The following is a 25,241-nucleotide window of genomic DNA, read 5'->3' as shown; positions in this document are numbered from 1 at the left end:
CGGCGCTGTCCGACGACGATTTGACGGGGAGCGGCGTGGAGAGGCTCTGGAAAGCGGCACTCGATCCGTCGCTGCGGGAGGAAATCACCTATTCGCGGGTCGGATCGAAGCTCACGGAACCGGCCGATCAGGATCTGCTGTTGCGGCTGGCGGCCCTGCCCGGTCCGGAGCCCGGCCCGTCCGAGACGGAGGATTGTCTGAAACGCCTGAAGAGCGCGCGTCTGGCACGCAGGCTGCAGGAAGTGCAGGAGAGGCTGGAACGGGCCGTTGACGGGACTCCGGTGGATGACCTGCTGCGGCAGAAGATGGATTTGCGACGCGAGATTCATGCGCTGAGGAGCGCCACCGCCCCGTAGGGGGAGGGCGAACCGCCCAACACCGGCCCGGCGGCCGGTATCTCAGCAAGGAGGCCCTGGGTGGGCATCGAAGACAAGTACGAAGAAGTACGGCACCTGATCAACATCGGGAGGGAGAAGGGGTACCTCGTTTACGACGAGGTGAACGACATCCTTCCCGAGGAGGTCAGCTCCCCCGAGGAAATCGACGACATCTTCCTGCTCTTCGATCAGCTGGGAATCGAGGTCGTGGACTCGGAGGCCGGCTACAGCAAGCGCAAGGACGGCGAGAAGGTCGAGAAGGAGGCCGAGCCCGAGCCGGAGGCGGCCGAGCCCACCAAGTTCGAGATCACCCCCGGAATTCTCGACAAGACCAACGACCCCGTCCGCATGTACCTGCGGGAGATGGGGACGGTGCCCCTGTTGACGCGCGAGGGGGAGGTGGAGATCGCCCGGCGCATCGAGCGGGGCGAGAAGAAGATCGTCAAGGCGCTCTCGCGCAGCAACTACGTCATCAACGAGCTGCTGCGTCTCGGCAAAGGGCTGCGGGCGCGGGAGACTCGGCTGGCCGACGTGGTCACGGTCGCCATCGAGGAAGGGGTCGAGGAGAACACCGAGGTGGGCCGCAAGCGGGCGCTGGACGGGATCGCCAAGATTGCCCGTCTGCACACCCGCACCCAGAAGGTGGAGAAGCACCTGCAGCGGCTCACCGAGGGGTCCCGGATTTACATCAAGGAGATGCGCAACCTGACCCGCCTGCGGGTCCTGGTGGCGCGCGAGATCAAGGAGCTCGACCTCTCGAACAACCGGGTGATGGAGTTCTCCAAGCGGCTGAAGGAGAGCGCCGAGAAGGTGCGGCTCCTGGAAGAGGACATCAAGGGATACCGGCGCCGGCTCAAGCTGTCCAAGCTGGCCAAGGTGCGCAAGGAGCTGAAGGACAAGGTCGGGGTCGCCGCCCAGGAGATCCGCAACGCCGAGGCCGCCATGGAGACCTCCGCGCTGGAGCTGCGCGCCACCGCCGACTACATCACCCAGGGGGAGCGCGAGGCGGAGAAGGCCAAGACCGAGCTGGTGGAGGCCAACCTCCGGCTGGTGGTCTCGATCGCCAAGAAGTACACCAACCGCGGCCTGCAGTTCCTCGACCTGATCCAGGAGGGGAACATCGGGCTGATGAAGGCGGTCGACAAATTCGAGTACCGCCGCGGCTACAAGTTCTCGACCTACGCGACCTGGTGGATCCGGCAGGCAATCACCCGCGCGATCGCCGACCAGGCCCGGACCATCCGCATCCCGGTGCACATGATCGAGACGATCAACAAGCTGATCCGGACTTCACGCAGTCTCGTCCAGGAGATCGGCCGGGAGCCGACCCCGGAGGAGATCGCGAAAAAAATGGGGATTCCCGTGGCCAAAGTGCGGAAGGTGCTCAAGATCGCGCAGGAGCCGATATCCCTGGAGACGCCGATTGGCGAGGAGGAGGACAGCCACCTCGGAGATTTCATCGAGGACCGCGCCGTCGTCTCCCCGGTCGAGGCGGTCATCAACCTGAACCTCAAGGAGCAGACGCAGCGGGTGCTCAAGACGCTGTCGCCCCGCGAGGAGATGGTCCTCAAGATGCGCTTCGGCGTGGGCGACGGCAGCGAGCACACCCTCGAGGAGGTCGGGCAGTCCTTCGCGGTGACGCGCGAGCGCATCCGCCAGATCGAATCGAAGGCGCTGCGCAAGCTGCGCCACCCCTCGCGCAGCCAGAAGCTTCGCGCCTTCCTGGAGAATTCGGGGCTGTAAGAACCGGTGCCGCGGATCGGATAGGATGATGGGCCGGCCTTCGGGCCGGCCTTTTCTTTTCATCCGGGAGACGATTCGCATGCTGCGCTGGCTCTTCCAGTTTCTCCTGACGCTCGCCCTGTCGCTCTGGGTCGGCACTATCGCGTTCTTCTCCGCCGTCATCGCCCCCACCATCTTTCAGGCCATGGATCGTGCCGCCGCGGGGAAGCTGCTGGCGGAGGTCTTCCCGCGCTACTATCGGGCGGGCGTCGTGTGCGGCGTGTCGGCCCTGCTGTCGGTCCTCGTGCTGTTCCTTTTCGAGTCGGGCTCGCGCGGCCTGCGCTTCCTGCAAACCCTCCTCATGCTCGTCATGCTTTCCTCCACCCTCTACGCCGGCTGGATTCTCGAGCCGCGCATCCACCGCCTCAAGGAGGAGCGCGTCAGCGCGGCGACTCCCATCGCGCGCGCCGAGGCGCAGAAGCGCTTCGATGCGCTTCACGCGCGCTCGGTCCAGGCCAATCTGGCGGTTCTGGCGATGGGAATCGCGGGACTGGGAAGTCTCGCGGTCAGAAGCGGCAAGAACTAGAGTTCGACGGATTCACCCTAGCTTGCCGGCACGAGCCGCAGCTCGCGCAGCTTCTCCTCGATCCGCCGCGCGGCGTAGGCATGGGCGCGCGCATCGGGGTGGGTCTCGCCGGGGATCATCCATTGCGGGAAATCGGGCGGGGCGCCGGATCCCAGGTCCACCACCGTGGCCCCCAGCCCGGGAAACAGGCTCTCCGCCAGCTGCGACGAATCGAGTCGGTGCGGGTTGGTCCAAAGCACCAGGACGAAAGCCACGCCCTGCGATTCGACGTATTCCTTCATCGCCTTCACCAGGGCGCGCGTCAACTCGAGGCTGGGCGGAGGCCCCGACTTCGCCCAGAACAGCCCGACCACATCGCAAAGGTGGCAATCCACCAGATCCTCGTAGCGGCGTGGGGGACTTACCTCTATCAGCCGGCCCTCTTTAACCGCGAAGCGCGGCTTGGTTCCTGGAAAGCGGGCTTTCGGAAAGATGAATCGCCGGTCGGCGTTGTCGTTGCGCATCACATGGTCCAGGAGGAAGGTATAGACGACGACCTTGGTGTTGAAGCGCGGAAGCTCCTCTTTCAGCCGGAGCAGCGCCTGATCGGTCCCGTACCCCTGGACCCCCAGATTGACCGCCTGCAGCCCGAAGGCTGGATCGGCGCCGAGGCGCCCCACGAAGGTCTCCTCGTAAGGGAGGCCGTGCCCGAAGGTGTAGGAGCAGCCGGCGAACAGCGCGGACGGCCGCGTCGGATCGAATCGGACGCCCGGCGCCGCAATCCGAATCCCTTGATCGTCGAAGGCTATCTGCACGGGCCGCCCGGCCGAGCCAAAGCGCTGGGTGATGACCAGTCTCGGAACGTAGGACCATCCCAGGACCGGATCGAAGCGCGAGATCCGATACTCCATCGGCGTCCATCCGGTGCGGAAAGGGTAGCTCGTCCAGCGCAGGATGGCCTCGCCGGCGCCCAGGACGACCAGCACCGACAGGAGCAAAGCGGCCGCGGCATAGAGTAGATGACGCCCGGTCGGGAAAGTCCGCGCGGCCAGGGCCGCAATCCGATTACGTCGAAGCCATGCGACCAGCGCCGCCGCCAGGCAGGCAACGCTCAGGACCAGGCAGTAGGGGGCCAGGTTGCCGATCTGCCAGACCAGGGGAACGAAGCTCCCCAGCACCTGCGGCCACAGCAGAATGGCGAGGACCAGGAGGGAGGCGGGGAGCAGGGTGGCGAAGAGGGATCGTCCCTCGGAAGACGCGATCATCGAGGCAGGGCGCTGACCCCGCTGAGCCGCCGGCAGGCTTCCTCGAGCGCGGCGTCCTGCTTGGCGAAGCAGAGGCGCACCTGGCTCCTCCCATCCGCCGGATCGGCGTAGAAGGAGCTGCCCGGCACCGACGCGACGCCGCCCCGCTTCAGGAGGAAATCGGAGGCGGCCTTGTCGTCGGATAGCCCGAGCGTCGCAACATCGGCCAGCAGGTAGTAGGAGCCGTGCGGCCGCAGCGGACGCAGCCCGCCGGTTTCGCAGGCGGCGCAGGTCATCTCGAGCTTGCGCGCGTAGTCCGCCCGCAGCTGTTCGTAATAAGACGCGGGCAGATCGAAGGCCTTGACCACCCCGTGCTGCAGCGGTGTCGGTGCGCAGATGTAGAGCAGATCGTTCAGAAGGCCGACTTTCTCCATCAGAGGGGCGGCCCCGACCGCGTATCCGAGGCGCCACCCCGTCATGTTGTAGGTCTTGGAGAAGCCAGAAAGCGTTATCGTCCTGTCTTCCATGCCGGGAAGCGACCCGAGGCTCACGTGCCGGCGTCCGTCGTAAAGGATGTACTCGTAAATCTCATCGGTGATGGCCAGAACGTCGTGACGCTCGCACAGCTTCCCGATGAGATCCAGCTCTTCCCGACTGAAGACCTTGCCGCACGGATTCGAGGGGGTGTTGATGACGATGGCGCGGGTCCGTTCCCCGAAGGCCTGCTCCAGCTCGCGCGGGTCAAAGCTCCAGTCGGGCGGCCGGATCGTCACGAACCGGAAGCTCGCCTGGCAGAGCTTGAGAATGTTCAGGTGGTAGCCGTAGAAAGGGGAGAAGAGGATCACCTCGTCGCCCGGCTCGACGCAGGCCAGCGCCGCCGCCACGAATCCCCCCGTCGACCCCACCGTCACCACCACCTCACGATCGGGATCGCAGCGGATGCCGTTGTAGCGGTGCATCTTCTCGGCAATCTTCGCCCGCAGCGGGTCGATCCCCTCGAATTTCGAGTAGATGCTCCGGTCGGCGCGCACCGATTCGACCGCCGCCTCCTTGACCATATCGGGAACCGGCTGGTCGCAGATACCCTGCCCCAGGTTGATCCCCCCGGCAAGCTCGCACTCACGCGACATGCGGCGGATGTCGGATTGCACGAGACCACGGATGCGCGCGGCGAAAGAAGATCGCAAGGCTGGCTTCGAGGATTTCAACGCGCTTCCTTGAGGGTGGCGACGATCTCACGGCAGAAGGCGGGAATGTCGTCCGGCTTGCGGGAGGTGATCAGGTTGCCGTCGCGCACCACCTCGCGGTCGACCCACTCCGCCCCCGCATGCACCATATCGTCCTTGATGGCGATGTAGGAGGTCAGGCTCCGCCCGCGGGCGATCCCGGCGGAGGCCAGGACCCAGCCGGCATGGCAGATGGCGGCGACCAGGCGGCGCTTCTCGTACAGCTCCTTCACCAGCCGCAGGACTCCGGCATCCTGGCGCAGCCGGTCGGGGGCCCAGCCGCCGGGGATGACCACCCCGAGAAACTCCTCGGAGCGCGCCGCCGACGCGGCAACGGTGGCCTGGATCGGAACTCCATATTTGGATTTGTAAGTGGCGGCGGCAGGGCCCACCACCACCGTCTCATAACCCTCTTCTCTCAGGCGATACAACGGGACCCAGACTTCCTGGTCCTGATAGTCGTTCTCCACCAGAATCGCGATCTTTCCCATGCTCATGGCTTTTCTCCGACGGTTGATGCCTCGCCCGGTCCGGGCGTCCCGCAGGCGCGCGGGGGTCCCGGGCCCGATTCATCATACCGCAGGGGCAGTATCCCGGTCCGATCTCCATGGGGACAGGCCTCGAAGCCGAGATACCGCGAATCAGGAAAGGAGTCGGTCGAGGTGAGAACGGAACCGGCGGTAGTAGCGCTCGGACTCGGCGGAGGAAGCGGGAACCACCGACCGGGCCGGGCGCGGCGCTTCCCGATTCAGGTCGAGATCTCTCAAGAAGTGCCGGGCCAGCGCCGCGGCTCCGAGCGCCGTGGCCTCGGGTATCTCTGGAATCTCCAGCCTCCTCCCAAGAATCGCGGCCTGCAGGGCCACGAAGCGCCGGTCGCGCAGCAACCCGCCGGAAAGGACCATTCGGCGCGGCGCCGATTTCGCCGCCGCCATCCGCTCGACGATTTCGCGGACCCGGCACGCCACGCCGGCCAGCGCGGCTTCGTGCAGCTCCGCGGCCCCGGTATCGGGTCGCATGTCGAGAATCGCGGCCAGCCGATCGCTCCTCCAGTGCGGCGCGGCGATTCCGGTCAGGGCCGGAATGAATATCGGAATCCGGTCCAGACGGAGCCGATTCCCGGTGCCGGTGTTGCGGCCGCTTGCCAGCCTGTCGATCCAATCGACCGCGCTCCCTGCCGAGTTGACCGTCCCCTCCAGCAGGAAGCGGACCTCTTTCTCGGAGGACCAGGCGACCGAGGTCAGCAGACCGGGTACGCGCGCCACCCGGCGACCGGTGTTCAGCGCGGCGAACGCCCCGGTGCCGAAATTGATCACCATCTCGCCGGCGCGCCGGCAGCCGCTCCCCAGCAGTGCCGCCTGCTGGTCGCCCAAAGTCGCGGCGATCCGGAGCCGCGTCCCGCGCAGCGCGATCTCGCCTGCCGGGAAGGCGCCGGGCCGGATGGGCGGCAGAGCCCGCAAGGGAATGCCGAAGAGATCGAGGAGCTCCGCGTCCCATTCGCGGCGCGTCAGGTCCATCAGCAGCGTGCGCGCCGCGTGGGTCGGATCGGTCGAGAAGGAATCTCCGCCGGTCAGCCGGAAGAGAAGGTAGGCATCCAGCGTCCCGCAGCGCGCCTTTCCCTGCCGTGCCTTGCTCCTCAAGTCGGGATTGCGCCGCAAGAGCCAGCGCAGCTTGCTCGCGGCGTAATGCGGGCTCAGCCTCAGCCCTGTCTTCTGCTCCACGAGGCGCGCGTGTCGCGCCAGCTTGTCGCAGTGCGCGGCACCCCGCACGTCCCGCCAGGAGAGGGCAGCCGTCAGCGGCCGGCCGGATACGGCATCCCAGAACAGGCAGGTGGATCGCTGGCAGGCGATGCCGACGCCACGGACACGCTCGAGCTTTTCGCCCTCCAGCACGCGGCCCAGCGCGCGACGGACGGAGGCGGCGAGCGCCTCGGCATCCTGCTCGACCCATCCCGAGGCGGGAAACCGCGTCGCCACGGGAAGGGTGACGACGCGCACCACACGGCCGGCTCCATCGAGAAGGATCGCCTTGGTCGCCGTGGATCCCTGATCGATTCCCACCCAGCGATCGCTGCGCATGCGGTCCCCCCAGGCGCGCCGCGTCGCCGCAGCGCCGGCGGAGTATAGCACCCGCCCCGCAGCGCACTTCCGCTATGATCGGGCGCATGGAGACGCTGCAGCTCGGCTTGATCGGGATGGGATCGCACGGCGCGCGCTACGCCGCCCATCTCGCCGCGGGAGAAGTGGAAGGAGCACGCCTGGCGGTCACCTGCCGGCGCAATCGCGCCGCCGGAGAGGCGCAGGCGGAGAAGCTGGACGCCCGGTTCACGGCCGATTATCGGCAGGTTCTCGAAGATTCCGAGGTCGACGCGGTAATCATCGTCGTGCCTCCTGCTCTCAACGTTCCGATTGCCGCCGAAGCAATCGCCGCCGGGAAAGGCGTGCTGGTGGAAAAGCCTCTGGCTCCCGACGCCGTTTCCGCCCGCCGCCTGGTGGAAGCGGCCCGCGCGGCCGCCATTCCCGCCATGGTGGCCCAGACGCTGCGCTTCAACGCCGTGGTCCTCGCCGTCCGCGAGCGCCTCGCCTCCCTGGGACCTCTGCGCCTCATCTCGCTGAGCCAGCGGTTCGAGCCTTCTTCACGCGCCTGGCTGGACGAGCCGGAATCAGGCGGCATCCTGCGCAACACCGGCGTCCATTCCTTCGATCTGATTCGCTTTCTCACCGGGCGCGAGGTCGAGGAGGCGCTCTGCTTCACCCAGAGCATCATCACCCGGCACACCGAGGATGCCTTCGCGGCGGTGCTCCGCCTGTCGGGCGGCGCATTGGCCGTAGTGGAGAACGATCGCGCCACCGCCGCGCGCTCGGGCGGCATCGAGGTCGTCGGCGAGAGAGGACAGCTGCGTGGCGACCATGTCCGTCACACCCTGGAGGAAGGACGAGGCAACGAATGGACTCCGATCCCGCTCTCCCCGAAGGCCGCCACGGTCCGCGAATGCCTGAAAGCCTTCGTTGCGGCCCTGCGCGGCGAGGCGCCCGTCGCCATTCCCCTCGAGGAGGGGCTGCGGGCCGTCGCGATTGTCGACGCCTGCCGCGAGTCGGCCGAAAAAAAAGGGCCCCGCCGGGTGGCGGGGCCTGGATCGGTCGAGTCGGATTCGGTCAGCCGAGAATCTTGATGTCGTTGAGGACCTTCGCCACCGGCGAATCGGCCACCGAGAAGCTCGCGTCGGTCCCGATCAGGCTGAAGGTGTAGAGCTTATCGTTGGAAAGGTAGTAGAAGGTCCGCAGCAGCCCGGTTGTCCCCGAGGCGTCGGTGGTGCGCTGCTCGGCGCGGCGGATCCGCATGTCCCCTTCCTTGACCACCTCGTCCATCTGGATGTCCAGCTCGTAGCCGGGAACCGGTGCGTTGATCTTGCTGATGAAGATCTCCTCCACCGCGCTGCGGCTTTTCTCGGTGAACGGGTAGCAGGCGAAATCGAGCAGCGATTTCGTCTTCGGATCCTCCAGGCGAATCTTGTAGGCCGGGCGGCGTTTGCCGGGCTCCGGGGCAACCGGATCGGTCCACTCGATCACCTTCCAGCCGGCGGGTACCACCATCGAGAAGCCGTAATCGGACTCGAAAAAGGGCTGGTCCTTGTCCACCGTGTCCCCGGCGAGCGGATGGGCGCCCTTCGGCTTGGGAGCGAGCGTCCCGCCGCCCGGAGCCTTCTGGCCCTGCGGCGTGTTCTGCGCCGTCTGTTCCGGCGTGGAGGCTGGGGCGCGCAGGAGCCAGTAGTAGACGCCTCCGCCCACGACTGCGAGCATGATGACGAGAATCAGGAGCGGTTTGGCCCTTCCACTCACGTTTGTTCTCCTTCCGCGCGCACGCGGTTCCGGATTCGAATCCCCCACAGCCGGTTTCGCGTCGGCGCACCCGGACGCAGGGCGGGACCGGGGAAACTTAGGGCCGGCCCCGCGCGAAGGCAAGCCCGCCGGAAGCGAAAAAGAGGGATACAACCCCTGTGCTATAATGCGCCAAATCCCGCATCTGCCGGGGTTTGCCGCCACCTGCCGGGCCCATAGCTCAGGTGGTTAGAGCAGCTGACTCATAATCAGTTGGTTCCAGGTTCGAGTCCTGGTGGGCCCACCACGAAGACCCCGCACCGAGGAGTTCGCTTGGAGCCGCACCTCGAACAGCTTCTCCAGCTTCAGGAAGTGACCCTTTCCATCGACGACCTCAACCGCCGGCTCGCCGCCATGCCCGCGAAGATCCAGGACCTCGATCAGAAGCTGGCGCGCCATCGCGCCGAGGTGGCCAAGGCCAAGGATGATCTGGCCGGACACCAGAAGGACCGCCGCAAGCTGGAAGGCGATCTCCAGGCGATCGAGGCGAAGATCGGCAAGTACCAGACGCAGCTGATGGAGGTGAAGACCAACAAGGAGTACACCGCCATGCTGCACGAGATCGACGCCGCCAAAGGGGAGCGCGACGGGATCGACACCCGGATCCTGCAGGCCATGGAGTCGGCGGACGATCTGGAGGCGGGGATCAAGAAGAAGGAGGCGGCACTCGCCGAGGAGATGAAGCAGGTGCAGTCGGACCAGGCCCTGCTCGTGGGGGAGCAGAAGGAGATGGAGGCCAGGCGCCAGGACCTCGACACCCGCCGCCGCGCCATCGAAGCGCAGATCACCCCTGAGCTGGTGGCCGAGTTCGTGCGCATCGCCCGCTCGCGCGGCGGCCTGGCGGTATCGCGCGTCGTCAACGGCCTGTGCCAGGGATGCTCGGTCCGCCTGCAGCCCAGCGTCGTCCAGCAGATCCGTCGCGACGACGGCATCTTCCACTGCTACTCCTGCAAGCGCTTCCTTTACTACCTCGAGGAGAAGCGTGCCGAGCCCCCGGCCGGCGAGCAAGCCTAAAAGCCTGACGGGCCGGATCGACGGGGGCGCCCGCGGCAACCCGGGTCCCGCCGGCATCGGCGTACTCCTCGAAGACGATGCCGGCCGGCGCGAAGAGATTTACGGATTTCTCGGAGCCGCCACCAACAATGTCGCCGAGTATGTCGCGCTGCTGGTGCTCTTGCACCACGGCATCCGGCGCGGCGCAGCCCGCCTGGCGGTCCACTCCGACTCCGAGCTCCTGGTCCGTCAGATCAAAGGCGAATACCGCGTGAAGAACCCGCGCCTGCAGCAGCTGCACGCCGAGGCGCGCCGGCTCATGCGGCGCATCCCCGAAGTGACGGTCCGGCATGTCCGGCGCGAGGAGAACCAGGATGCCGATCGCCTCGCCAACCGAGCCATGGACGAGCGGCAATCCTCCGAGCCGCTGCCGGCCGAGATCCGGGAGCTGCTGGAAGCAGGGGCCCAGGGTACCCTTTTCGCCGGCCCTCCCGGCTGACGGCGATGTCGGAGATTGCCGGCAACCTGGCCGCGCTGCGCGGGCGGATCGCCCAGGCGGAGCGGCGGGCCGGCCGCCCCGCAGGAAGCGTCGCCCTGGTTGCGGTGAGCAAGACGGTCGAGCCGGAGCGGATCCGCCAGGCTTTCGAGGCCGGTCAGAGAGCTTTCGGCGAGAACCGGGTGCAGGAGGCCAGGAGCAAGCAGCCGGAAGCGCCGCCGGAAGCGATCTGGCACCTCGTCGGGCACCTGCAGCGCAATAAGGCGAAAGAGGCGGCCCGGCTGTTCGAAATGATCCACTCCGTCGATTCGATCGAGCTGCTGCGGGATCTGGACCGCCATGCCGCCGGCCGCGAGCGGCCTCTCGAGGTCCTGATTCAAGTGAACCTGGCCCTGGAAGCGGCGAAGCATGGCGCGCGAAGGGAGGATTTGCCCCAAATCCTGGCGGCCGGAAGCGATTTGCGACATATTAAGGTGGCCGGGTTGATGATCATCCCCCCTTACCACCCGGATCCGGAGCGCTCCCGCCCCCTGTTCCGGGAGCTCGCCGAGCTGGCGCGGGAGCTGGGCCGTGAATCCTGCGCGCGCACTCCCCTGCGGGAGCTGTCGATGGGGATGTCGGAAGATTTCGAGGTCGCGGTGGAGGAAGGGGCTACGCTGGTCCGGATCGGGAGGGCGCTGTTCGGGGAGCGCCCCTTAGCCGCACGGAAGGAGCCGGAATGAGAATCACGCCGCTGGATGTGCGCGGGCACCGCTTCGCGGTCAAGATGCGGGGCTACGACAAGGAAGAGGTGCACTCCTTCCTCAACTTCGTCTCGGAGGAGTTCGAGAAGGTGGTCAACGAGGTCAGCAAGCTGCGCGAGGAGACCTCGCTCCTCAAAGCCACCCTCGGAGACCTCACCGAGCGCGAGCGCATCCTGAAGGAAACGCTGTTCACCGCCCAGAAGCTCTCCGAGGAGATGAAGGAGGAGGCCAAGAAGGAAGGGCGCCTCCTGATGCGCGAGGCGGAGATGCGGGGCCAGCGGCTGATCGATCAGGCCCAGAAGAAGGTTTCCCAGCTGGAGGACTCGATCCGCGGCTTGAAGCTGGAGCGCGACACCTTCGAGCGCCGGGTCCGCAGTCTGGTGGAGCAGCACCTCAAGCTGCTGGAGATGCACCGCCAGGAAGAAGAGATCGCCGACAAGCTCACCTTCATCAAGCAGAAACCCCCGGAATCGCTGCCCGGCTCCTGAGAGCGATGCAGGAAGCGGACCTCATCCTGGAGCACGCCGCGGAGCTGGCAACGCCCGTCGGGCCTGCGCCGCGCACCGGTCAGGATCTGGCAGCGCTGCGAGTCGTTCCCGATGCCGGCGTGGCCATCGCCGGCGAGACGATCCTTTTCGCCGGTCCGTCGAGCGAGCTGGCCGCCAGAGTCACCCTCAAGCCGGAAGGCCGGCGCCTGGATGTTTCGGGCCGCACCCTAATTCCGGGATTCGTGGATCCGCACACCCATCTTCCCTTCGCCGGCTCGCGCGAGCGGGAGTTCGAGATGCGGCTGCGCGGCCGCAGCTACGAGGAGATTGCCGCCGCCGGCGGGGGCATCCTCAGCACCGTCGACGCGGTGCGCGGCGCCGGCGAGCAGGATCTCCTGAGCGGCTCGCTGGCCCGGCTCGACCGGATGCTGGAGTGGGGCACCACCACCTGCGAAGCGAAAAGCGGCTATGGATTGGACCTCGGATCGGAGATCAAGCAGCTGCGCGCGATCCGGGAAGCCGCGGCGCGCCACCCGGTGGAGATCGTGCCCACGTTCCTGGGGGCGCACACCGTACCGAGAGAGCACCGCGCCGCCCGCGACGTTTACATCAAGATCGTCGCCGAAGAGATGATTCCGGCCGTGGCCGAAGGGCGCTGGGCCGATTACTGCGACGTCTTCTGCGAGCGCGGCGCCTTCTCTCCGGCCGAGGCTGAGCGCATCCTGGAAGCGGGACGCCGACATGGCCTGCAGCCCCGGCTGCACGCCGACCAGCTCTCCTCCGGCGGCGGGGCCGAGCTCGCCGCCCGGCTGGGGGCCGCCTCCGCGGACCATCTCGAGTTCATCTCCGACGCCGGGATTGAGGCGATGGCTGCCGCGGGCGTGAGCGCCATCCTGGTCCCGGGCGCGGCCTTCTTCCTGATGTCCCCGCGTCATCCCCCGGCGCGCCGCCTGATCGAATCGGGCGTGCCGGTGGCACTGGCCACCGACTGCAACCCGGGGACCTGCCCGACCGAGGCGATGCCGCTCGTCCTCCTGCTTGCCTGTCTCACGCTGAAAATGAGCGTCGCCGAAGCGATCACCGCCGCCACGCTGAATGCGGCGCACTCCCTCGGATTGGCCGATCGGCTCGGAAGCCTCGAGGAGGGAAAGCAGGCCGACCTGCAGGTGCTCTCCGTCCCGAACCATGACCATCTCGTCTACCACTTCGGGGTGAACCACGTCGAGAAAGTGATCAAGAAGGGGCGGCTGGTCCGCGACCGCCTCGCGGCCGGAGGGCCCTGAGGGCGGCGGCCTCGCCCCTCACTGCCCGGTAGGTCTTGACAGACGCGGCTTCGGAGCCCTACTGTGAAATGAGGCTGTCTTTCTGGAGAAGGAGGCGAAGGCGTTCCATGCTGGTCGACATGAAGCTCAAGGAGTTCGTGGAGTCTTTGGGAGCGGGCACCCCCACCCCCGGCGGCGGCAGCGCGGCGGCGCTTTCCGGGGGGATCGCGGCGGCGCTCGGCGGAATGGTATGCGAGCTGACGCTCGGGAAGGCGAAGTACGAGTCGGTTACCGAGGAGATGCAGAAAAGCCGTGACGCTCTGTCGGGATTGAAGAAGGATCTCCTGGCGCTGGTGGATCGCGATTCGGAGTCCTACGACGAGGTTTCCAAGGCGATGCGGCTCCCCAAGGAGACCCCGGAGCAGAAGGCGGCGCGGCGCGAGGCGATCGAAAAGGCCAGCCGCTTTGCCACCGAGATCCCGGTCAAGACCGCCGAGACCTGCCTGGCGGTCATGGAGCAGATCAAGCAGGTGGCGAAGCACGGCAATCCGAACGCCGCGTCCGATGCCGGCGTGGCGGCGCACCTGGCGCACGCGGGAGTCTCCGGGGCGGCCATGAACGTTCGCATCAATTTGAAGAGCATTCCGGATGCCGATTTGAACCGGCGTCTCGACGAGCGGATGGACAAGCTCGAAGCGCAGGCGACGAAGCTCCTGGAGGAGACGCGCGGCATCGTCGCGCAGCGGCTGGAGAGGTAGGCCAGTCCCCTCGATGCATCAGATCTCGGCGCCCTCGGTGCTCAGGCGCACCGCGAGCAACGCCGCGTCGATGCTACGGATCTCCTCGCCTATCGGCTCGGAAGCCTGGTAGAAATCGCCGCGCAGCACCTTGAGTGCGTAGCGCTCCTGCTCGATCTCCGACGTCGTCCGTACCCCCAGGCTCCGCAGGAACGGCAGGGGGGGGCACCATCCCTGCAGAGCATGCTGCAGGAAAAACCCCTGGACAATCACCGGAAGGGCGAACCATTTCCGGTTGACCGTCAGCCCCAGCGCCATCCCGATCAGGGTCAGGCTCGGCGCCATCGTCTCCAGATAACGCTCGATGTCCCATTCATGGTCCAGTTGCTTCAGCCGGCGATCGATCGCATCGGGACCGCCGCAGGAGTAGCGGGCGATGTTCGCCTCGGTCATCCGGCGAATCCTTTCGTTCACATCGTCCGGCGTATTCCGGGTCACACGGTCCGTCGTTGCGGGCAGCATTCGCAGACTCCTATCTCCCACCTTGCCCGCGCTCCTGCAAGGGGTGTGCCGCGCGCAAGCGCCTCCCATAGAGGAGGCGCTCTCCGAAATCGACGGTAGAGGTTTTCGCGGAGCGAGTGCTAGAAGAGAGGCGAGGAGACCTTCTCGTCCCGCTTGTACTCGTAGGTGAAGACGGGAGTCACGATGGGGATCGAGTAGCTCACCGCGATGTCGAAGCGCGAGTTGCTGCGCTCGGTGTGAATCATTTCCTTGCTGATCGGCAATTCCAGCTCGCGCGCCTTGTTGTAGACCCGGCTGACGATTTCCTCGTCGTCGCGCCGCACCGAGGCGAAGCGCGCTTCTTCTTCGATGAAGTCCTTGAAGGTGTAGGAGTTCACCATCACGGGAACCACCTTGAACCCGAGGTAGATCATCGTCGCCACCAGCGCCAGGGCGAACAGAGTCCCCATGCGCCCCTCGCCCCGCTCGCCGCCGAACCGCTTCATCATGATCCTCCTCAGCATCCCAAAAGAGCATCGAGGGCAGAGCTTTACCTGACCCCGGGGGAATATAGGAATCGGGAGGGGAGGAATCAACCCAGGGGGGATTACAAAACCGGTATCTGCCGGGTCACTTTCCTCGTTTTTTCGTGGAACCAGATCTCTCGATCCGAGCAATGTATGGGAACAGGCAGTGATGGAACCGTCAGCAAGACATCGCAGGAATCCGGAGGATGTCCCTCTGGATTGCGCCGGTGGGCGTGATCTTCTCGCGCGCGGTGCCGACGCCGAAAGCTCTCTTCCTTCGAGAAGGCCACAGGGGATTCCACTTCGGGGGGGTCGAAATGTTTGTTACCGCCAAGCGAAGGATCGTTTGGACCACGGTCGCTTTCACCCTTGCCATGGTCGCAGTTGCGGTCCTGGCCAACGACAAGGCGACCTGGGTCCTGCAGACCTTTTCTGAAGGAAACCGGATTCTGTACACGAAGGGATTGAGCGGTAGCGGAGAGCTTGTGACGATGGCCGATGGCGGGCCCTGGATGGATCACCCTGGGCTCTCCGACCCAAACCGTCCTTTCGATTGCGCGAACCCCAATGGATCGGTTGGATCGCTGCACCGCAAAGTGCAGTCCTGGACCATTGCCAGCTGCTCCCCGGGAACCTGCATGAGCACGCACGGAACTCATGATGCCGGGACGATTCTGGGCGATGCCCCGAATGCAATACAAACCTACAACAGCTGGGAAGGAATGGATGGCCACGCCTATGCTGCAAGACTCGCCGTGTTCGATATCGGAGTTGGGCAGTGTCAGCCTACCGACCCAGTGACTGGCCTTCCGCGGCTCACGGCTGAGATCTTCCAGCCTTCATTTGATCTAGGTTCCAGAATTATCTCCGAGGGCTTTGGGACGGTAAATCCCGGAACCGGCAGCAACAGGAATTACAACAAGTCAGCCGAACAAACGGACCAGTTCGCGTGGGATCACAAAGACTATCTGATAGTAATCGGAGCGGGCAACGAAGATCATAATGTCTGTCAGGGCCACGGAACTGCGTGCTCGGTCCAAGCCGATTGTCCCCATGAAACCTGCCTTGGAGGAAACTGCGAAGGCGGAGCGCCGTGCCATGTGGACAGCGATTGCCCGCAAGGAACGGGACCCTGCCAGGTGCCACCCGAGGGGAATACGTGTCAAATCAGTGGCACAGCATGCACAGCCGACGTGAACTGTCCCCTCGAGACGTGCGGATCACCAGCCAACCTGAGCAACATAAGGTGCGAGGCACAAGCAAAGAACGTCATCACGGTTGGTTCATCGCAAAACGGAGACCAGGCCCAGAACGTCTCGACATTCAGCAGCTGGGGCCCTTCGGCCGACGGACGGATCAAGCCTACGCTCATGGTACCGGGTGAGGGCGTATGCACTGCGTCTCCGAACACCGGGGACGGTTGCCTTTCCGGAGCCACGAATTATGAGACGGTATCCGGAACCAGTTTTTCTCATCCCGCTGCGTCGGGCAATGCCGCCCTCGTACGCCAGTACTTCCGGGCGGGATACTATCCCGGAGGCACTTCTGGAGGATCGCCCACGCTTCTCCCTTCTGCCGCGCTGCTGAAGGCCGTAATGATCAACAGCGCCGAGGAGATGACCGGTTCGGGCGCCTATCCGAATCCTGCGGCTCCTCGCTATCCGAACAATGCCCAGGGATGGGGCAGGATGCGTTTGGATAGTGCCCTCTATTTCTCTGGGGACACGCGCAAGCTGGTCGTCTGCCAGGACAAGGCGGGAATGGACTCGGCCGCCGATCTTCGTCAGGTGTCGGTCAACGTGCCCAGCGGCGGCGGGACAGAGCCTCTTGAGGCGACCCTTGTCTGGACCGATCCGCCGCGCGTCACCTACGACGCCGATGCGACGCAGCTCGTGAACGATCTCGATTTGCTGGTGAAGAGCCCGAGCAACGGCCCCCAGTACAAGGGGAATGTCTTCACCACCAACAGCCCCCATCAGTCTGACACCGGCGGATCTGCCGATCACCTCAATGTCGAGGAAGACGTGCTGCGGTTCAATCCGTCCATCGGCGCCTGGACCGTCCAGGTCACCGCTTTCAACCAGCCCCTGAGCAACCAGCCCTTCGCGCTGGCCATTACGGGGAATATCAGCCTCATCGCCGGAGCCAACAAGGTTGCCTCGTCGGATTACTCGACGAATCCTGGCCAGATCTTCCAAAACAATTACACGGCGACGTTTACTTCGAATGATACATACGAGGTGCTGAAGGAAACCTCCGGGGGCCTGACCCATACCTGGAAGTTCACCAAGACCCCTTGTGGGACATCGCGACACTTGCTGCATATCGAGGCCAGTCGACCGAATAACCCGGATGGGGACAACTTCCAGTTCTATTACTCCACCGACGGAGTCAACTATTCGGCCATCAGTGGAGCCCTCGTCAATAAAGCTTTCGACATCGTCGGGGGAACTGACTACGCCTTCGACGATGCAGGGTTGATGGGGCATATCTACATTCAGGTGAGAGATACCGTCGCGGGCGGCGGCTCGTCGCTTGACACACTCAAGGTGGATTACCTCGAAATTCGCTAGGGCGAGGGGTGGAGTTGGAGCGCGGCTTCAAGGCCGCCGGGTAAGCATCTGCAAGGCAGCTCCATGGTCGTTGGAAATTCTCGACGAGATGATATGGAGTTTGTTCAGTCCTTCTGGGCCAGGAGCGCCAGACGGGCTTTCTCCAGCTCGCGCCGCTTGGCCTTGTCGACCTTGGGGAATTGCAGATCGAGGCCGTTCAGCCCGTCCACGATGGCGGCGGCCACCGCCAGCCGGGTGAACCACTTGTGGTCGGCCGGGATGACGAACCAGGGGGCGTGCGGCGCGCTGGTGCGGCGGATCATCCGCTCGTAGGCCTTCATGTATTCCTTCCAGTGCTCGCGCTCCCGGGCGTCGGCCAGCGAGAACTTCCAGTTCTTCTCGGGCTCCTCCAGGCGCGACAGGAAGCGGCGCTTCTGCTCCTCCTTCGAGACGTGTAGGAAGAACTTGAGGATGAAGACGCCGTTGCGCGACAGGTAGCGCTCGAAGCCGTTGATATCCTCGTAGCGCTCCTCCCAGATCTTCCGGGTGACCAGCCTGGGCGGCAGCCGCTGTGCGTCGAGGAAGTGCGGGTGGACCCGCACCACCAGGACCTCTTCGTAGTAGGAGCGGTTGAAAATCCCGATCCTCCCCCGCTCCGGCAGGTTGCGCGCGCAGCGCCACATGAAGTCGTGATCCAGATCCTCCGAAGAGGGGGCCTTGAAGGAGTAGACCTGGCATCCCTGCGGGTTGATGCCCGACAGGACATGCTTGATGGCGCCATCCTTCCCCGCGGCGTCCATCGCCTGGAATATCAGCAGGACCGCCCAGCGGTCCTGCGCGTAGAGCTTCTCCTGCATCTCCGCGAGCATGGTCACGCCGCGCCGGAGCAGCCCTTCGGCCTCCTCCTTGGATTTCACCCCTCGCGTGTCGGCGGGGTCGATGTCGTCCATCCGGAAACCGCTGCCGTCGGTAATCCGGAACGGGTCGATGAATCGCTCGACCCTGCGCTCCTCACGCGGCTTCATGATGGCTCCCCATGGTTCATATCCTCCACACCGGCCTGCCGGTACGCGGACAGGACCTCGTCGCTGAAACAGGCGAAGACGACCGTCTCGATCGACGAAGGGGCGCGCAGCGCCTCGCGAATGGTCGCGACCGCGACGCCGGTCGCTTCGGGTAACGGATATCCATAAATCCCGGTGCTGATGGCCGGGAAGGCGATGCTGCGCAGGCCGCGCTCGGAAGCCAGCCGCAGGGCGTTGCGGTAAGCTCCCGCGAGAAGCTCCGCCTCGCCGCTCCCGCCTCCCTGCCAGCGCGGTCCGACCGCGTGGATCACCCATTTCGCCGGCAGCCGGAAGCCCGGCGTCATGCGCGCTTCCCCGGTCGGACATCCACCCAGCGCCGCGCAGGCGCGCGCCAGCTCCGGTCCTGCGGCGCGGTGAATGGCACCGCAGACGCCCCCACCCGGAGCGAGCTCCTCGTTCGCCGCATTGACGATCGCATCGAGCTGAAGGGTCGTGATGTCGGCCACCCGGGCGGAAAGAGTCATCGGAGTGCTGTGCCCTCAGCGGACGACGTGGAAGGTCCTGCCCCAGCGGGTGCGGCCGTAGCTGTTGGAGAGCGAGTCCCACATCGCCGCCAGTCCGCCTTTCTCCGGCGCATTCTCCAGGGGCGGGGGCGGAAGGTCCACGGACCAGTAGACCATCAGCACCTTGCCGCGGATCTGGTCACGCGGCACGAACCCCCAGTCCCGGCTGTCGCGGCTGTCGTCCCGATTGTCGCCCAGGACGTAGTAGCTGTCGGCGGGGACCTTCAACGGCTCCCGGTTGTTCAAGTGATCGGGATCCGGCCCGTCGATCGGGTCGATGTGCTGGACGTATTGCTCGGACAGCGTGTCGAAGGTGGTGTTCCCGGCACGGCGGACCAGGACGACGCCGTTCTCGATCTTCACCTCGTCTCCCGGCTCGCCGATCACCCGCTTGACGTAATCTTTCTCCGGAGCGTCGGGGAACTTGAAGACGATCACGTCGAAGCGCTTCACCTCGCTCACCGGCAGGATGTCGTGTCCGACCCGGCTGGACAGCGGCCCGAAGATGAACTTGTTGACCAGGACGTGGTCGCCCACCAGGATGCTGCGCTCCATCGAGGCGGAAGGAATCTGGAAGGCCTGCACCAGGTAGGTGCGCACGAACAAGGCAATGATGATGGCGACGATGGCGGCCTGGAAGTAATCGTGCAGGTAGGAGCGGCGCGGCACCATCTACTCCAGCTTGAGGAGCGCCAGGAAGGCTTCCTGGGGGATGTCGACGCGGCCGATCTTCTTCATCCGCTTCTTGCCTTCCTTCTGCTTTTCAAGCAGCTTGCGCTTGCGGGTGATGTCGCCGCCGTAGCACTTGGCCAGCACGTTCTTGCGCATGGCGGAGACCGTCTCGCGAGCGATGATCTTGCTGCCGACGGCCGCCTGGATCGCCACCTCGAAGAGCTGCCGCGGGATGACCTCGCGCAGCTTGCTGGCCAGCGCCCGCCCCCGGAAGTAGGCGCGCTCCTTGTGGACGATCAGCGAAAGCGCGTCGACCGGATCGCCGTTCACCAGAATATCGAGCTTGACGAGGTCGGCGTCCCGCCACCCCGCCAGATGATAGTCCAGCGAGGCGTAGCCGCGGGACAGCGTCTTCAGCTTGTCGTAGAAATCCATCACCACCTCGTTCAGCGGCAGCTCGTAGGAGATCAGCACCCGCGTGGTGGTGACGTACTTGAGCTCCTTCTGGATGCCGCGCCGATCCTGGCACAGCGCCAGGATCGCCCCGACATATTCCGGCGGCGTCAGGATCAGCGCCAGAATGATCGGCTCCTCGTACTTGGCGATGCTGCCGGTCGGCGGCAGCTTCGCGGGATTGCTCACCTCCACGACCGAGCCGTCGGTGGTGGTCACCCGGTAGCGTACCGACGGAGCGGTGGTGATCAGGTCCAGGTCGTGGTGGCGCTCCAGCCGCTGCTGCACGATCTCCATGTGCAGCAGTCCCAGAAAGCCGCAGCGGTAGCCGAAGCCGAGGGCGTCGGAGGTCTCCGGCTCCACGGAGAAGGATGCGTCGTTCAGCCGCAGCCGGTCGAGCGCGTCGCGCAGGTTCTCGTAGGTCGTCTCGCCGTTGGGATAGACGCCGGCGAAGACCATCGGCTTCATCTCCTGGAAGCCGGGGAAGGGCTCTGAGGTGGGACGCGCCGCCTCGGTGATGGTGTCGCCGATCTTCGTCTCCGAAGCATTCTTGATGCCGGCGATGACGAAGCCGACTTCGCCCACCGACAGCTCGTCGGTCGGGCGCATCTTCGGCGTGAAGACGCCGACATCCTCGATCTCGTACTCCTTCCCCGTCGCCATGAAGCGCACCTTCGTCCTGCGCTTCATGGTGCCGTCCAGCAGCTTCACCAGGATGATGACGCCGCGAAACGAGTCGTACCAGGAGTCGAAGACCAGCGCCTTCAGCGGGCTCTCGAGCGATCCCTTGGGCGACGGAAGCCGCTCGATCAGCGCCTCCAGGACCTCGTGGACTCCCTTGCCATCCTTGGCCGAGGCGAGGATTGCCCCGGAGCAATCCAGCCCGATGATGTTCTCGATCTGCTCCTTCACCTTCTCCGGCTCGGCGCTCGGCAGGTCGATCTTGTTGATGACCGGGATGATTTCGAGGTTGTGCTCGGAGGCCAGATGCGTGTTGGCCAGCGTCTGCGCCTCCACGCCCTGCGAGGCGTCCACCACCAGCAGCGCTCCCTCGCAGGCCGAGATGCTGCGCGACACCTCGTAAGAGAAATCGACGTGCCCCGGCGTGTCGATGAGATTGAGGCGATAGGTCTTTCCGTCATCGGCCTTGTAGTCGAGCGCCACGGCGTGCGCCTTGATGGTGATGCCGCGCTCGCGCTCCAGGTCCATGTCGTCGAGGACCTGGTCCTCCATCTCCCGCTTCTCCAGCGCTCCCGTCAGCTCCAGGATCCGGTCGGCGAGCGTGGATTTGCCGTGGTCGATGTGGGCGATGATGCAGAAATTCCGGATCAGCTTCGAATCCATCCCCGTCCTTCGTAACCCAGGTTCGGATCGGCGTTCAGCGTCAGGTCGTCCGCTTCGCCGCGCTCCAGGCGGCGCTTGCCGGCAAAGGCGATCATCGCCGCATTGTCCAGCGCCAGCGCCGGGCTGACCGCGTGAAAGCGCCAGGCTTCCTTACGGGCGATCTCCCCCAGCTCGGCGCGGAGCCGGCTGTTGCAGGCCACACCTCCCGCCAGGCACAGGGTCGGGACCCGCTCGCGCCGCGCCGCCTTGACGGTGTTGTCCACGAGATATTCCACCGCCGCCTTCTGGAACGAGGCCAGGAGATCCTTCACGCCCTGATCGGGATCGGGCGCCGGATAGGCATTCTCCGGAAGGCCCTGCTCGCGCACGTAACGCAGGACGGCGGTCTTCAGACCCGAGAATGAGAAATCGAGCGTGCCGTCGGTCATTTTCGCTTTGGGGAGATGAACGGCGTCCGGGTTTCCATCGCGCGCCAGACGGTCGATCACGGGGCCGCCCGGATACCCCAGCCCCATCAGCTTCGCCACCTTGTCGAAGGCTTCCCCGGCCGCGTCGTCGCGCGTGCGCGCCAGGCAGGCGCACCCACCGTCCTCCCGCACCACATATAAAGAGGTATGGCCCCCCGAGGCGACCAGGCAAAGCGCCGGCAGCGGCAGGTCGGGCTGCTCGAGGAATGGCGAACGGACGTGCCCTTCCAGGTGGTTCACGCCGGTGAACGGGATCTCCAGCACGTAGCCGAGCGCCTTGGCGACCGAGATCCCGACCAGAAGCGAGCCCACCAGCCCGGGTCCGCGGGTGACGGCGATCCCTTCGAGATCCTGCAGCCCGACCCCGGCCTCCTTCAGCGCCAGGTCCAGGACCACGTCGATATTCTCGATGTGATGGCGCGAGGCCAGCTCCGGCACGACGCCGCCATACTTCTCGTGCACCTTGGCCTGCGAGGAGACGACGTTCGAGAGGATGGTGGCGTCGCGCAGGACCGCTACCGCCGTCTCGTCGCAGGAGGTCTCGATGCCCAGGATCAGCATCAGGAGGCCGCCTCGAACAACGCTCGCAGGCTCTTTTCGTAGGGAGCGCGCGCCACGCCCGCCTCGGTCACGATGGCGGTGATGTAACGCGCCGGCGTGACGTCGAAGGCGGGGTGCCGGGCCGCCACCTGCTCCGGAGCCATCCGGGTCGTGCCGGCCCGCTTCACCTCCTCCGGGTCTCTCTCCTCGATCGGGATCTGCGAGCCGGACGTCAGCGAAAGGTCGATGGTCGAGAGCGGCGCCGCCACGTAGAAAGGAATCTGGTTCTCGCGCGCCAGGACCGCCACGGTGTAAGTGCCGATCTTGTTGGCCACATCGCCGTTGGCGGCAATCCGGTCGGCCCCGACGATGGCCAGATCGACCTCGCCGCGCGCGATGAAATGCCCGGCGGCGTTGTCGGTGATCAGGGTGACGTCGATGCCGTCCTGGGCCAGCTCCCAGGCGGTCAGCCGCGCTCCTTGCAGGAAGGGCCGCGTCTCATCCGCCAGGACGCGCACCTTCTTGCCGCGCTCCACGGCCGCCCGGATGACTCCCAGCGCCGTGCCGTAGCCGGCCGTCGCCAGCGCGCCGGCGTTGCAGTGCGTCAGGACGCGGGAGCCCTCCGGAATCAGCGCTTGGCCATGACCGCCCATTCGCTTGTTCAGCTCCACGTCTTCGTCCCGGATCGCCACCGCGGCCTTCTCCAGCGTTCCCACCACCCCCACGGCGCCGCGCGCCGAGGCCTCTTCGTAGATCCGTGTCATCCGCTGAATCGCCCAGAACAGGTTGACCGCCGTCGGCCGTGTCGCCGCAAACAGCTTTCCCAGCTCGGCCATCCGGTGCTTCTGCTGCTCGACCGTGGCGCCGTCGAAATCCCTCATCCCCAGCGCAATCCCCATGGCCGCCGCCACGCCGATGGCCGGCGCGCCGCGGATCACCATCGAGCGGATCGCCTCGGCGACCTCCTCGGCATTCTCATAACGGCGGTAGATCACTTCTCCCGGGAGGCGGGTCTGGTCCAGCATGACGACCGCGCCGCCCTCCCAGTCGATGGTCTTGAACATCGGCCACCCCGGAGGATTGTTTCAGGAAAGCCAGATTTTAGAGGAAGATAGCCGCTCGTTCAACCTCGCAGGCTTCTCACGACGAGCCGGCGCCGCGCCGGCGCCCCTTGAGCGCGTAGACGAGGAACGAACCCAATCCGGCGAAGCGATAGCCCGGGTCGACGTACTTCTCGATCACGTAAAAGGCGAAGTAGTAGAAGCGGCAGGCCGCCCACAGGGCGAGGGCCAGCAGCGCCGCGGTCTTGAGGCTAGGCGCCTCGAGGAGAAGGAGGACCGAGGCCGCCATCGCGAGAATCAGGAAGAGAATCCCTTTCGTCCATATCAGCGCGGGACTCTTGAGGTCGGGCATCGACGCCTCCCATGTCTCGAACATCATCCACGAGGTCCGCGCGATGTTCCGGTGGACATCCGCATCCTAGCGGAATTGACCGGGCCGGTGGCCGCCTTTATCCTTCGCGGATGCAAAATGGCCACAGCTTGAACGACTGTTGCCTCGTGCAGCCTTCCGCATGACCGCGCCCAAGCCCACCTCGCACGCCATCGCCTTCGTCGCCATCACCGTCCTGCTGGATGCCATCGGCTTCGGACTCATCATCCCGGTCCTTCCTTCGCTCCTGGTGGGCCTGACCGGCGACACCCTGAGCCAGGCTTCGATCCATGGCGGTTATCTCGCCTTCGTCTACGCGGTGGCGCAGTTCCTCTGCGCGCCGATCCTGGGGAATCTCTCCGATCGCTTCGGGCGCCGCCCGGTCCTTCTCTACGCCGTGGGCGCGCTCGGAGTCGACTACCTGGTGATGGGAGCGGCTCCGACCTACGGATGGCTCTTCCTGGGACGGTTGATCTCGGGCATGGCCGGTGCGTCGTTCACCCCGGCCTACGCCTACGTCGCCGACGTCACTCCGCGCGAGAAGCGGGCCCAGAATTTCGGCATCATCAGCGCCTGCTTCGGTGTCGGCTTCGTCCTGGGACCGGCCCTGGGAGGCCTGCTCGGTGGGCTGTCTGCGCGCACTCCATTTTTCGTGGCGGCGGGATTGAGCCTGACGAACTTCCTCTACGGCATCTTCGTCCTGCCCGAATCACTTCCCGAAGAGCGCCGCCGTCCCTTCCAGTGGAAGCGGGCCAATCCCCTCGGGACGCTCCTGCAGATGCGCCGGCACCCGGTGGTGCTCGGCCTGCTGACCGCGCTGTTCCTGTGGAGCCTGGCGCACCAGGTGATGCCCTCCACCTGGAGCTTTTACACGAAATTCCGCTTCGGCTGGTCGGAAGCGATGATTGGGCTGTCGCTCGCCGCGGCCGGCGCTGTCATCGCCTCCAGCCAGGCGCTGGTGATGCGCCGGCTCATGCCGCGCCTGGGAGAGAAGCGCGTGGCGATGCTCGGGCTCACGCTCGGCGGGCTCGGGTTTCTCGGGTTCGCCACCGCCACGCAAGGCTGGATGATGTTCGCCTGGCTGGGCACCTGGCTGATGGCCGGCCTGGTGATGCCTTCGACCAATGCGCTGATGTCGCATCGCATCGCGCCCGACGCGCAAGGGGAGCTGCAAGGCGCCGTCGCCAGCCTGCAATCGCTGACGTCGATCCTGGGCCCGCCTCTGATGACGCAGCTCTTCGGCCGCTTCTCCGCTCCCGACGCCCCGATTCATCTTCCGGGCGCGGCCTTCCTGGCCGCGTCGATCCTGACCGCTTGCGCCCTCGCCACCTTCGCCCTCGCCGCCCGTCACGAAGCCACCGAGATACCCATTCAGCAGGCGGCGAATTCCTGACGGGCTACCTCCCTAGAGACTCGGTCCGGTTGATAGATCCGTGTG

At 65.7% G+C, this 25,241-nt stretch carries 26 protein-coding genes and 1 tRNA gene; 13 read left to right on the top strand and 14 right to left on the bottom strand.

The features are described 5' to 3' along the window. The 3 genes from VFW45_02135 to VFW45_02125 form a co-directional block, all read left to right on the top strand. Positions 1–356, top strand: a 356-nt coding sequence (locus VFW45_02135) for a hypothetical protein (GenBank protein ID HEU5179564.1), incomplete at its 5' end; no start/stop codon positions are given. Positions 357–416: 60 nt separating this feature from the next. Then, positions 417–2,120: an RNA polymerase sigma factor RpoD gene (gene rpoD, locus VFW45_02130; GenBank protein HEU5179563.1), complete on the top strand. Its 1,704-nt coding sequence runs from the start codon at positions 417–419 to the stop codon at positions 2,118–2,120. Between the two features lie 79 nt (positions 2,121–2,199). Then, positions 2,200–2,685 carry a DUF4149 domain-containing protein gene (locus tag VFW45_02125; protein HEU5179562.1) on the top strand — a complete coding sequence of 162 codons (486 nt, stop codon included), beginning with the start codon at positions 2,200–2,202 and terminating at the stop codon, positions 2,683–2,685. Between the two features lie 17 nt (positions 2,686–2,702). Here VFW45_02125 and VFW45_02120 read toward each other — a convergent pair whose 3' ends face one another. From VFW45_02120 to VFW45_02105, 4 genes are all read right to left on the bottom strand, one after another. Next, positions 2,703–3,929: a hypothetical protein gene (locus VFW45_02120; protein ID HEU5179561.1), complete on the bottom strand. Its 1,227-nt coding sequence runs from the start codon at positions 3,927–3,929 to the stop codon at positions 2,703–2,705. Further along, the gene (locus tag VFW45_02115) at positions 3,926–5,116 is read right to left on the bottom strand and encodes an aminotransferase class I/II-fold pyridoxal phosphate-dependent enzyme (GenBank protein ID HEU5179560.1); all 1,191 of its coding nucleotides are present in this window, start codon (positions 5,114–5,116) and stop codon (positions 3,926–3,928) included. Before VFW45_02115 ends, VFW45_02120 begins: the two co-directional genes overlap by 4 nt. Then, positions 5,113–5,631, bottom strand: a complete 519-nt coding sequence (locus VFW45_02110) for a type 1 glutamine amidotransferase domain-containing protein (protein ID HEU5179559.1) — start codon at positions 5,629–5,631, stop codon at positions 5,113–5,115. The genes VFW45_02115 and VFW45_02110 overlap by 4 nt, the downstream gene beginning before the upstream one ends. A 144-nt stretch (positions 5,632–5,775) precedes the next feature. Continuing rightward, positions 5,776–7,209 (bottom strand): FGGY family carbohydrate kinase, encoded by a 1,434-nt coding sequence (locus VFW45_02105; protein HEU5179558.1) that lies wholly within the window; start codon positions 7,207–7,209, stop codon positions 5,776–5,778. Positions 7,210–7,295: 86 nt separating this feature from the next. On the opposite strand from VFW45_02105, the gene VFW45_02100 reads away from it, so the two are divergent. After that, on the top strand, positions 7,296–8,303 hold the full coding sequence (locus tag VFW45_02100) for a Gfo/Idh/MocA family oxidoreductase (protein HEU5179557.1): 1,008 nt from the start codon (positions 7,296–7,298) through the stop codon (positions 8,301–8,303). Here the strand turns inward: VFW45_02100 and VFW45_02095 are convergent. Beyond that, complete coding sequence (locus tag VFW45_02095; GenBank protein ID HEU5179556.1) at positions 8,287–8,970, bottom strand: hypothetical protein; 684 nt, start codon at positions 8,968–8,970, stop codon at positions 8,287–8,289. The genes VFW45_02100 and VFW45_02095 overlap by 17 nt on opposite strands. Positions 8,971–9,179: 209 nt before the next feature. Here VFW45_02095 and VFW45_02090 point away from each other — a divergent pair. From VFW45_02090 to VFW45_02060, 7 genes are all read left to right on the top strand, one after another. Next, positions 9,180–9,256 (top strand) — tRNA-Ile (locus tag VFW45_02090). A 26-nt stretch (positions 9,257–9,282) separates the two neighbouring features. After that, entirely contained in the window at positions 9,283–10,023 is a 741-nt protein-coding gene (locus tag VFW45_02085; GenBank protein ID HEU5179555.1) for a hypothetical protein, read from the top strand. After that, on the top strand, positions 9,992–10,501 hold the full coding sequence (locus VFW45_02080) for a ribonuclease HI family protein (protein ID HEU5179554.1): 510 nt from the start codon (positions 9,992–9,994) through the stop codon (positions 10,499–10,501). Before VFW45_02085 ends, VFW45_02080 begins: the two co-directional genes overlap by 32 nt. 5 nt (positions 10,502–10,506) lie before the next feature. Beyond that, positions 10,507–11,220: a YggS family pyridoxal phosphate-dependent enzyme gene (locus tag VFW45_02075; GenBank protein HEU5179553.1), complete on the top strand. Its 714-nt coding sequence runs from the start codon at positions 10,507–10,509 to the stop codon at positions 11,218–11,220. Further along, on the top strand, positions 11,217–11,729 hold the full coding sequence (locus VFW45_02070) for a DivIVA domain-containing protein (GenBank protein HEU5179552.1): 513 nt from the start codon (positions 11,217–11,219) through the stop codon (positions 11,727–11,729). Before VFW45_02075 ends, VFW45_02070 begins: the two co-directional genes overlap by 4 nt. 5 nt (positions 11,730–11,734) lie before the next feature. Beyond that, positions 11,735–13,012: an imidazolonepropionase gene (gene hutI / locus VFW45_02065; protein HEU5179551.1), complete on the top strand. Its 1,278-nt coding sequence runs from the start codon at positions 11,735–11,737 to the stop codon at positions 13,010–13,012. Between the two features lie 107 nt (positions 13,013–13,119). Then, positions 13,120–13,749: a cyclodeaminase/cyclohydrolase family protein gene (locus tag VFW45_02060; GenBank protein ID HEU5179550.1), complete on the top strand. Its 630-nt coding sequence runs from the start codon at positions 13,120–13,122 to the stop codon at positions 13,747–13,749. An 18-nt stretch (positions 13,750–13,767) separates the two neighbouring features. Here VFW45_02060 and VFW45_02055 read toward each other — a convergent pair whose 3' ends face one another. Continuing rightward, on the bottom strand, positions 13,768–14,250 hold the full coding sequence (locus VFW45_02055; GenBank protein HEU5179549.1) for a hypothetical protein: 483 nt from the start codon (positions 14,248–14,250) through the stop codon (positions 13,768–13,770). A 119-nt stretch (positions 14,251–14,369) separates the two neighbouring features. Next, a complete protein-coding gene (locus VFW45_02050; GenBank protein ID HEU5179548.1) occupies positions 14,370–14,735 on the bottom strand; it encodes a hypothetical protein in 366 nt (121 codons plus the stop codon). Between the two features lie 227 nt (positions 14,736–14,962). Between VFW45_02050 and VFW45_02045 the strand changes: the two genes are divergently transcribed. Then, positions 14,963–17,329 (top strand): S8 family serine peptidase, encoded by a 2,367-nt coding sequence (locus VFW45_02045; protein ID HEU5179547.1) that lies wholly within the window; start codon positions 14,963–14,965, stop codon positions 17,327–17,329. 104 nt (positions 17,330–17,433) lie between these two features. On the opposite strand, the gene VFW45_02040 is transcribed toward VFW45_02045, so the two are convergent. The 7 genes from VFW45_02040 to VFW45_02010 form a co-directional block, all read right to left on the bottom strand. Beyond that, positions 17,434–18,333 carry a polyphosphate kinase 2 family protein gene (locus VFW45_02040; protein ID HEU5179546.1) on the bottom strand — a complete coding sequence of 300 codons (900 nt, stop codon included), beginning with the start codon at positions 18,331–18,333 and terminating at the stop codon, positions 17,434–17,436. Beyond that, positions 18,330–18,857, bottom strand: coding sequence for an O-acetyl-ADP-ribose deacetylase (locus VFW45_02035; GenBank protein HEU5179545.1), 528 nt, complete (start codon positions 18,855–18,857; stop codon positions 18,330–18,332). Before VFW45_02035 ends, VFW45_02040 begins: the two co-directional genes overlap by 4 nt. 15 nt (positions 18,858–18,872) lie before the next feature. Next, entirely contained in the window at positions 18,873–19,568 is a 696-nt protein-coding gene (gene lepB, locus VFW45_02030) for a signal peptidase I (protein ID HEU5179544.1), read from the bottom strand. Next, positions 19,569–21,365, bottom strand: a complete 1,797-nt coding sequence (gene lepA / locus VFW45_02025; protein HEU5179543.1) for a translation elongation factor 4 — start codon at positions 21,363–21,365, stop codon at positions 19,569–19,571. Beyond that, positions 21,350–22,393 (bottom strand): tRNA (adenosine(37)-N6)-threonylcarbamoyltransferase complex transferase subunit TsaD, encoded by a 1,044-nt coding sequence (tsaD, locus tag VFW45_02020; GenBank protein ID HEU5179542.1) that lies wholly within the window; start codon positions 22,391–22,393, stop codon positions 21,350–21,352. The genes lepA and tsaD overlap by 16 nt, the downstream gene beginning before the upstream one ends. Then, a complete protein-coding gene (gene mtnA, locus VFW45_02015) occupies positions 22,393–23,436 on the bottom strand; it encodes an S-methyl-5-thioribose-1-phosphate isomerase (protein HEU5179541.1) in 1,044 nt (347 codons plus the stop codon). Before mtnA ends, tsaD begins: the two co-directional genes overlap by 1 nt. 76 nt (positions 23,437–23,512) lie before the next feature. After that, positions 23,513–23,785 (bottom strand): hypothetical protein, encoded by a 273-nt coding sequence (locus tag VFW45_02010; protein HEU5179540.1) that lies wholly within the window; start codon positions 23,783–23,785, stop codon positions 23,513–23,515. 160 nt (positions 23,786–23,945) lie between these two features. On the opposite strand from VFW45_02010, the gene VFW45_02005 reads away from it, so the two are divergent. Continuing rightward, positions 23,946–25,196: a TCR/Tet family MFS transporter gene (locus VFW45_02005; protein ID HEU5179539.1), complete on the top strand. Its 1,251-nt coding sequence runs from the start codon at positions 23,946–23,948 to the stop codon at positions 25,194–25,196. The last annotated feature ends 45 nt before the right edge of the window (positions 25,197–25,241 follow it).

This window comes from Candidatus Polarisedimenticolia bacterium, from assembly GCA_035764505.1.
Classification (GTDB): domain Bacteria; phylum Acidobacteriota; class Polarisedimenticolia; order Gp22-AA2; family AA152; genus AA152.
Note: the sequence above shows the minus strand (reverse complement) of the source record. Positions and strands in the feature narration are given on the sequence as shown.